At 69.5% G+C, this 8306-nt stretch carries 9 protein-coding genes; 5 read left to right on the top strand and 4 right to left on the bottom strand.

Annotated features, from left to right (window positions below):
• Nucleotides 1-699: 5-oxoprolinase subunit B family protein (locus A612_RS04725; RefSeq protein WP_019373392.1), on the bottom strand; the 699-nt coding region annotated here is incomplete at its 3' end.
• 13 nt (nt 700-712) lie between these two features.
• Nucleotides 713-1465 (bottom strand): LamB/YcsF family protein, encoded by a 753-nt coding sequence (locus A612_RS04720; protein WP_019373391.1) that lies wholly within the window; start codon nt 1463-1465, stop codon nt 713-715.
• A 72-nt stretch (nt 1466-1537) separates the two neighbouring features.
• Between A612_RS04720 and A612_RS04715 the strand changes: the two genes are divergently transcribed.
• The 5 genes from A612_RS04715 (at nt 1538) to A612_RS04695 (ending at nt 6285) form a co-directional block, all read left to right on the top strand.
• Nucleotides 1538-2212 (top strand): GntR family transcriptional regulator, encoded by a 675-nt coding sequence (locus A612_RS04715; protein WP_051001430.1) that lies wholly within the window; start codon nt 1538-1540, stop codon nt 2210-2212.
• Between the two features lie 190 nt (nt 2213-2402).
• Nucleotides 2403-3386 (top strand): TRAP transporter substrate-binding protein, encoded by a 984-nt coding sequence (locus A612_RS04710; protein ID WP_019373389.1) that lies wholly within the window; start codon nt 2403-2405, stop codon nt 3384-3386.
• Between the two features lie 87 nt (nt 3387-3473).
• On the top strand, nt 3474-3980 hold the full coding sequence (locus A612_RS04705; RefSeq protein WP_019373388.1) for a TRAP transporter small permease: 507 nt from the start codon (nt 3474-3476) through the stop codon (nt 3978-3980).
• Nucleotides 3973-5268, top strand: coding sequence for a TRAP transporter large permease (locus A612_RS04700; protein WP_019373387.1), 1296 nt, complete (start codon nt 3973-3975; stop codon nt 5266-5268). Before A612_RS04705 ends, A612_RS04700 begins: the two co-directional genes overlap by 8 nt.
• Nucleotides 5269-5304: 36 nt before the next feature.
• Nucleotides 5305-6285 (top strand): 2-dehydropantoate 2-reductase, encoded by a 981-nt coding sequence (locus A612_RS04695; RefSeq protein ID WP_019373386.1) that lies wholly within the window; start codon nt 5305-5307, stop codon nt 6283-6285.
• Between the two features lie 92 nt (nt 6286-6377).
• Here A612_RS04695 and A612_RS04690 read toward each other — a convergent pair whose 3' ends face one another.
• Both A612_RS04690 and alr read right to left on the bottom strand, forming a co-directional pair.
• The gene (locus A612_RS04690; protein WP_019373385.1) at nt 6378-7400 is read right to left on the bottom strand and encodes a cytochrome-c peroxidase; all 1023 of its coding nucleotides are present in this window, start codon (nt 7398-7400) and stop codon (nt 6378-6380) included.
• Nucleotides 7401-7536: 136 nt separating this feature from the next.
• Nucleotides 7537-8306 (bottom strand): alanine racemase (gene alr / locus A612_RS04685; RefSeq protein ID WP_019373384.1); only part of this gene is annotated, 770 nt, incomplete at its 5' end.

The raw sequence follows: 8306 nt of genomic DNA, 5'->3' as shown, positions 1-8306 counted from the left end.
AGGCGGGCTGCCGGTTGGCCCGGCGAGGCCCTTTTCCAGCCCACCGGCCGGCGGCAGGCTCACGACGCGCCCTTCCTCGGCGGCATCGCGGAACTGCACCTCGAAGCCCGGCTGCACCAGCGCCGGCTCCGGCCGCTGCAGGTCCCACAGGCGCGCGTCGGTGGTGCCGATCAGCTGCCAGCCGCCGGGGCTGGCGTTCGGGTAGATGGCGCTGAAATGGCCCGCCAGCGCCACCGAGCCGGCCGGCACGCGCGTGCGCGGCGAGGGCCGGCGCGGCAGCTGGAAGCACGGATGCCCCCCCGCCAGGTAGACGAAGCCCGGCGCGAAGCCGGCAAAGGCCGCCTGCCAGGGCTGACCCGTGTGGCGCGCGACCACTTCCCGCACGCTGATGCCCAGCAGCTCCGCGACCTCGGGCAGATCGGCGCCGTCGTAGCGCACGGCGATCTCGACCACGCGCCCGGGCTGCGGCAGGGCGCGCTGCGCCCGTGCCCGCTCCCAGCGCGCCCGCAGCGCATCCTGCAGCCGCGCATCCGGCGCCTGGCCGGGCGCGAGTTTCAGCAGCAGCGTGCGCGCCGCGGGCACCAGCTCGGCGACACCCGCGATCGGCTCGGCCAGGAGCAGGCGGTGCAGCGCCATGGCCTGTGCCAGATCGTCGAGTTCGAGCAGCACGGCGCCGCTTCCCAGGGGCAACCAACGCATGGCCAGCGCCTGCTCAGTCGGCGAAGGGCCGCAGCGCCACGCCCGCCGCCGTGAGCACGGCATGGACGCGCTGCGCCATCTGGACCGCGCCCGGGCTGTCGCCGTGCACGCAGATCGAATCGGCCTCGATGGCCACCTCGCGCCCGCTCGCGGCCGTGAGCCGGCCGGTCTGCACCAGCCGCAGCATGCGCTCGGCCACCGCGTCGGCGTCGTGCAGCACGGCGCCCGGCTGGCGGCGCGAGACCAGAGTGCCGTCGTCGTTGTAGGCGCGGTCGGCAAAAGCCTCGCCCACCACCCGCAGGCCGGCATCGCGCGCCCACTGGATGAGGGGCGAGCCCGCCAGCGCCATCAGCGTGAGGCCCGGATCGACGGCCCGGATGGCGGCGATCACGTCGCGCGCCTGACGCTCGTCGTGGGCGATGGTGTTGTAGAGCGCGCCGTGCGGCTTGACGTAGCGCACGCGCGTGCCGGCAGCCGCGGCCAAGCCCTGCAGCGCGCCGATCTGGTAGATCACGTCGGCCTGCAGCTCGCGGCTGGTCGGATCCATGTTGCGCCGCCCGAAGCCCACCAGGTCCGGGTAGGCCACATGCGCGCCCACGGCCACGCCGCGCTCGGCGGCGGCGCGCAGCGTGTCGAGGATGCCCGCCGGATCGCCCGCATGAAAGCCACAGGCCACGTTGGCGCTGGTGACCACGTCCAGCAGGGCGGCGTCGTCGCCCATGCGCCAGGCGCCGAAGCTCTCACCGAGGTCGCTGTTGATGTCCATCTTGTATCCTCTGATTCGTCAAAAAACACCACAGGGTTGTTCAACAACCCAGCACTTTCGGGAGCCCCTTCCATGCCCCAGAGGCACCTTCCCGCCCGCCCCGCCGTGCCCGTCAGCCTGGCCGACACGGTGGCGCACACCATCCGCCAGCAGCTGATCCACGGCGAGCTGCGCGCCGGCCAGCACCTGTCGGAGGCGCAGCTGAGCCAGCAGCTGGACATCTCGCGCAACACGCTGCGCGAGGTGTTCCGCATCCTGATCAAGGAGGGGTTGCTGCACCACGCGCCCAACCGCGGCGTCTCGGTGGTCGTGCCCTCGATCGCCGACATCATCGACATCTACCGCGTGCGCCGGCTGATCGAGTGCCAGTCGCTGGAGAAGGCCTGGCCGCTGCACCCGGCGCACAAGCGCATGCAGCAGGCGGTGGCCGACGGGCAGGAGGCCAGCCAGGCGCGCGACTGGCGCGCCGTGGGCACGGCCAACATGGCTTTCCACGCGGCCATCGTCGCGCTGGCCGACAGCGAGCGCCTGTCCGCCATGTTCGAGCACCTGGCGGCCGAGCTGCGCCTGGCCTTCGGCCTGCTGGACGATCCGGAATACCTGCATGCCCCCTACGTGGACCACAACGCGCGCCTGCTGCAACTGTTCATGGACGGCCAGACCGGCGCCGCCGCCCAGGCGCTGGAAGGCTACCTGGTGCAGTCCGAGCGCATGGTGCTGGCGGTGTATGCACGGCAAGTGGCCTGAGGGCCTGAGCGGCGCTATTGTTCAACAAAATCATCTTCGAAAACCAACAACTGCACATTACTTCCCAATCAAACAGGAGGCATTGTTGAAAACCCCTAGAGCCTCCCTGGGGCAAAGCTGGTAACTTCCCGCTGCATCCTCCCACCCTGCCGTTTTGTCGCCCTCCGCGGGCATGAACAGGAGATCTCGAATGAAGCGCCGCATCTTTTGCACCACCGCCGCCCTGGCTGCCGGCCTGTGCCTGGGCACCACCGCCATCGCCCAGACCAAGTGGGACTTCGCCACCGCCTACCCGGCATTCAACTTCCACTCCAAGAACAACGAGCAGTTCGTCAAGGATGTGGAAGCGGCCACTGGCGGCGCGCTCAAGATCACGCCGCACTTCGGTGCCTCGCTGTTCAAGATGCCCGAGATCAAGCGCGCCGTGCAGACCGGCAACGCGCAGATGGGCGAGTTCTTCCTGGTGAGCTTCCAGAACGAGTCGCAAATGTTCGGCCTGGACGGCCTGCCCTTCCTGGTGAAGAACTACGACGAGGCCTACAGGCTCTACCAGGCGCAGAAGCCTCACCTGCAAAAGCTCCTGGACAAGCAGGGCCAGGTGCTGCTGTACTCGGTCGCCTGGCCGCCCCAGAGCATCTACAGCAACAAGGTCATCAACTCCGCCGCCGACCTCAAGGGCCTGAAGTGGCGCGTCTATTCGCCCACCACGGCGCGCATCGGCGAGCTGGTGGGCGCGCAGCCCGTGACCATCCAGGAAGCCGAGCTGTCGCAGGCGCTGGCCACCGGCGTGATCGAGGGCCTGATCACCTCCAGCGCCACCGGCGCCGACAACAAGCTCTACGAGAACCTGAAGCACTTCTACAACGTGCGCGCCTGGATTCCGAAGAACGCCGTCACGGTGAACAAGAAGGCCTTCAACGCCCTGAGCAAGGAGCACCAGGAAGCCGTGCTCAAGGCCGCTGCCGCCGCCGAGGAGCGCGGCTGGGCCGAGTCGCGCAAGGTGGACGAGCGCTCGCTGCAGGTGCTGCGCGACGGCGGCATGAGCGTCGAGGAGCCCTCGGCCCAGCTCATGAGCGACCTGGCCAAGGTCGGCGACACGGTGGTCCAGGAATGGATCGAGAAGGCCGGCGCCGACGGCAAGGCCGTGCTCGACGCCTTCCGCTCGGGCAAGTAAGGCCCGCACCGGTCCGAGCGACCGCACCCAGCCCCTGCGCAAGCCTTGCCGGGGGCTTTTTTTGTCCAACCTTCCGCTCCTGAACCCATGCGCAAACTGCTCGACGGCCTCTACGCCGCCAGCGCCTGGCTGGCAGGCATCTGCATGATCGGCGTGCTGGCCATGGTGCTCCTGACCATCGCCAGCCGCCTGCTGGGCTTTGCCGCGCCCGGCTCCGACTCCTACGCCGGCTATGCGATGGCGGGCGCCGGCTTCATGGCCCTGGCCAGCACGCTCAAAAAAGGCGAGCACATCCGCGTCACGCTGTTCATCGGCATGTTGCGGGGGCGCGCGGCCAAGGTGGCGGAAGTGCTGGCGCTGCTGGTCGCCACGGCGCTGTCGGCCTTCCTTGCCTGGTATTCGGTGCACCTGGTGTGGCAGTCCTGGGAGATCGGCGACGTCTCCATGGGCATCGACGCCACGCCGCTGTGGATCCCGCAGCTGACCATGGCCGCCGGCACGGTGATCTTCTTCATCGCCTTCTGCGACGAGCTGGTGCTGGAGCTTCTGGGCCGGCGGGTGCCGCCCAGCACGGAGGACGCACACCATGAGTGAGATCTTTGCCAGCGTCATGCTGACGGTGGTGCTGCTGGCGCTGCTCGGCGGCGGCGTGTGGGTGGGCCTGACGCTCGCAGGCGTCGCCTGGTTCGGCATGGAGTTCTTCACCGCGCGCGCCGCGGGCGACGCCATGGCCATGACCATCTGGGGCTCAGCCAGCAGCTGGACGCTCACGGCGCTGCCGCTGTTCGTCTGGATGGGCGAGATCCTGTACCGCACCAATTTGTCCGAGAGCATGTTCCGGGGCCTGGCGCCCTGGGTCAACGCCCTGCCCGGGCGCCTCTTGCACACCAACGTGATCGGCTGCACCATCTTCGCCTCCGTCTCGGGCTCCTCGGCCGCGACCTGCGCCACCGTGGGCAAGATGAACATCCCCGAGCTGCAGCGGCGCGGCTACAGCGAGGCGCAGATCATCGGCTCGCTGGGCGGGCCGGCGACATTGGGGCTCTTGATCCCGCCGTCCATCATCCTGATCGTCTACGGCGTCTCGGCCGAGCTGTCGATCTCCAAGCTGTTCATGGCCGGCGTGCTGCCGGGCCTGCTGCTGGCGGGGCTGTTCAGCGGCTGGATCATGCTCTGGGCGCTGCGCCATCCGGAGCAGGTGCCGAAGGCCGACACCGAGCTGACCTTCGCGCAAAAACTGCACGAGGCGCGCCACCTGATCCCGGTGGTGCTCTTGATCCTGAGCGTGATCGCCAGCATCTACACCGGCATCGCCACCGCCACCGAGGCGGCCTCCATCGGCGTGGTCGGCTCGCTGGTGCTGTCGGCCTGGCAGCGCGCGCTGACCTGGGAGAACTTCAAGGCCTCGCTGATGGGCGCGACGCGCCTGTACTGCATGATCGCGCTGATCCTGGCGGGCGCGGCCTTCATGACGCTGGCCATGGGCTACATCGGCCTGCCGCGCCAGATGGCCGAGTTCGTCGGCAGCCTGCAGCTGTCGCCAGCCATGCTGATCATCGTGCTGGGCCTGTTCTACATCCTGGTCGGGTGCTTTTTGGACGGCATCTCCACCATCGTGCTGACCATCAGCGTGGTGCTGCCGATCGTGCAGGCGGCCGGGATCGACCCGCTGTGGTTCGGCATCTTCCTGGTGATCACGGTGGAGACGGCGCAGATCACCCCGCCCGTGGGCTTCAACCTGTTCGTGCTGCAGAGCATGACGGGCAAGCAGATCACCTACATCGCCCGGGTGTGCGTGCCGTATTTCCTGCTGATGGTGCTGGCGCTGATCATCCTGTGGTTCTTCCCCGGCATCGTCACGGCGCTGCCGGCGCGCATGTAAAGGGCGGCGGGGCCGTGGCGGGCACAATGGCGCGCCATGAAAACCGCATGCATCTACGGGGCCGGCGCCATCGGCGGCTGGCTGGGACTGGCGCTGGCGCAGGCCGGCTGTGAAGTATCCTTGGTGGCGCGCGGCGCGACGCTTGCCGCCCTGCGCGAACACGGCCTGCGCCTGACGCGCGCGGATGGCCGCCAGGCGCAGGCGCCGGTGCGCGCCGCGAGCGAGCCGGCCGAGCTCGGCGCGCAGGATCTGGTGGTGCTGGCCGTCAAGGCACCGGCCCTGCCGGAGGTGGCGCAGCGCATCGCACCGCTGCTGCGCCCGGACACCGTGGTGCTCACCGCCATGAACGGCGTGCCCTGGTGGTTCACCGCCGGCTGCACCGGCGCGGCGCGCGGCCGGGCGCTGCAGAGCGTCGATCCGGACGGTGCCATCGCGCGCGCCATCCCGATGGCACAGGTCATCGGCAGCGTGGTGCATGCCAGCTGCGCCTCGCCCGCCCCCGGCCAGGTGCACCAGCATTTCGGCAACCGCCTGATCCTGGGCGAGCCGGACGGGCAGGACAGCGAGCGCCTGCGCCGCCTGGCAGCGCTGCTGGCGCGCGGCGGCATCGAGGTCGAACGCTCGCCGCGCATCCAGCAGGACATCTGGTTCAAGCTCTGGGGCAACATGACCATGAACCCCATCAGCGCCCTGACCGGTGCCACCACAGACCGCATCCTGGACGATGCGCTGGTGCGCGACTTCGTCTCGGCGGTGATGCGCGAGGCGCGCGAGATCGGGGCGCACCTGGGCCTGCCCATCGACCAGGAGCCGGAAGACCGCCACGCCGTCACGCGCCGCCTGGGGGCCTTCAAGACCTCGATGCTGCAGGACGTGGAGGCCGGCAAGCCGCTGGAGCTCGATGCGCTGGTGGGCTCGGTGCGCGAGCTCGGGCAGCTCAGCGGCGTGGCGACGCCGCACACCGACGCGCTGCTTGGCCTGGCGCGCCTGATGGCGCGCACGCGCGGGTTGTACTAGAGCCGGGGCGAACACGAAAAAAAGGCCGGCCCCGCGGGGCCGGCCCTGGTGTGGTGCGGGCCCCGCGGCTGCGGGGCTGGAGCCGCCCGTCCTCAGTCGTCGAAGGGCTGCGGGCGCGGCGTGCGGTCGCTCGAGGGCGGCAGGATCGGCAGCATGATCTCGGGCTGCTCGCCGGTCAGCGTCTTCAGGAAGGCGACGATGTCGGCGTTCTCCTGCTTGGTGAAGGTGCGGCCCAGCTGGATGCGACCCATGGTGTCCACGGCCTGCGCCAGCGTGTCGGCGGCGCCGTCGTGGAAGTAGGGGTAGGTCAGCTCCACGTTGCGCAGCGTCGGCACCTTGAAGTTGAAGCGCTCGGCGTCGTTGCCGGTCACGGCGAAGCGTCCCTCGGCCGGGTTGTCGGTCTTGTAGGGCTCGACCAGGCCCATCTTCTGGAACGAGGTGCCGCCCAGGTTGGGGCCGTTGTGGCAGGCCACGCAGCCGGAGTTCTTGAACAGCTCATAGCCGCGCAGCTCCTGCTGGTTGATGGCCTGCTTGTCGCCCTTGAGCCACTTGTCGAAGCGCGCATTGGGCGTGACCAGCGTCTCCTCGAAGGCGGCAATCGCCGACGTGACCTCGTCGATGGTCAGCTTGTCGGTGCCGAAGACCTTCTGGAACTCGGCCACGTACTGCGGAATGGAGCGCAGCATGTCCACCGCCAGGTCGTGCGTGAAGGCCATCTCGCCCGGGTTGGCGATCGGGCCGCCCGCCTGCTCGCGCAGGTCCTTGGCGCGCCCGTCCCAGAACTGCGCCATGTTCAGGCTGGAGTTGAGCACGGTGGGCGAGTTGATCGGGCCCTTTTGCCAGTTGTGACCGATGGAGGTCTTCAGGTTGTCCGAGCCGCCCATGCTCAGGTTGTGGCAGGAGTTGCAGGAGATGAAGCCCGAACGCGACAGGCGCGGGTCGAACCACAGCTTCTTGCCCAGTTCCACCTTGGCGGGGTTCACGTTCTTGGGCACCTCGATGGGCTGCACCGGCTCTTGCGCGTGCGCGGGCGCGGCAGCCAGCAGCGCGGCGGCGGATACGGCACCCAGCAGGAGGCGCACGGCGGGTCGGAGGGACAGGGTCTTGTTTCCCATGGGGCACTCCATCGGTGTTGTTGTGGCTTGCAGGCGGCGCAGGCAGCGCCGTCAGCCCATTCTTCGGGAATACCCTCGGCCGGACATTGACCTAGCGCAAGAAAAACAATTTTGTTACAAGGGTCTTTGGCGGGTCTCAGTCGTCCGAGACAACCACCGGCACGCGCTGCGCCAGCGCGCACAGCAGCTCGTAGGCGATGGTCTGCGCCGCTTGCGCCACCTCGTCGACGGGCAGCACGGCGCCGCCCGGGCCGCGCCCCCACAGGGTGACTTCGCTGCCGATGCCGGCGCTCGGCACCGGCGTCAGGTCCACCGTCAGCATGTCCATGCTCACGCGCCCGACGACGCGCGTGCGCACGCCATCGACCAGCACCGGCGTACCGGTGGGGGCGTGGCGCGGGTAGCCGTCGGCATAGCCGCAGGCGACCACGCCGACGCTCATCGGCCCCTCGGCCCGAAAGCGCGAGCCGTAGCCCACGCTGTCGCCCGCCTGCAGGTGCTGCACCGCTATCAGGCGCGCCGCCAGGGTCATGGTCGGCTGCAGCCCCCAGGCCTGGGCGGTGCGTTCCGGGTGGTCGGGGGCGCTGCCGTACAGCGCGATGCCGGCGCGCACCCAGTCGAGGCGCACTTCGGCCTCCAGACCGTGGCGCAGCAGCGCCGCGCTGTTGCACACGCTGCGCTCGCCCGGCAGGTCGCGCGTGGCGTCCTGGAACGCCCGCAGCTGGTGGACGATGCCGCGCGCGCCGTCGGCGTCGGAGAAATGCGTCATCAGCGAGATCTCGTCCACCTGCGGCAGCGCCGACAGGCGCGCCCAGGCGGCGCTGAAGCGCTCGGGCGGAAAGCCCAGCCGGTTCATGCCCGAGTTCATCTTCAGGAACACGCGGTGCGGCGCGTGCGTCTTGTGGC

It is taken from the genome of Melaminivora alkalimesophila (assembly GCF_000282995.1).
Taxonomy (GTDB): domain Bacteria; phylum Pseudomonadota; class Gammaproteobacteria; order Burkholderiales; family Burkholderiaceae_C; genus Melaminivora; species Melaminivora alkalimesophila.
Note: the sequence above shows the minus strand (reverse complement) of the source record. Positions and strands in the feature narration are given on the sequence as shown.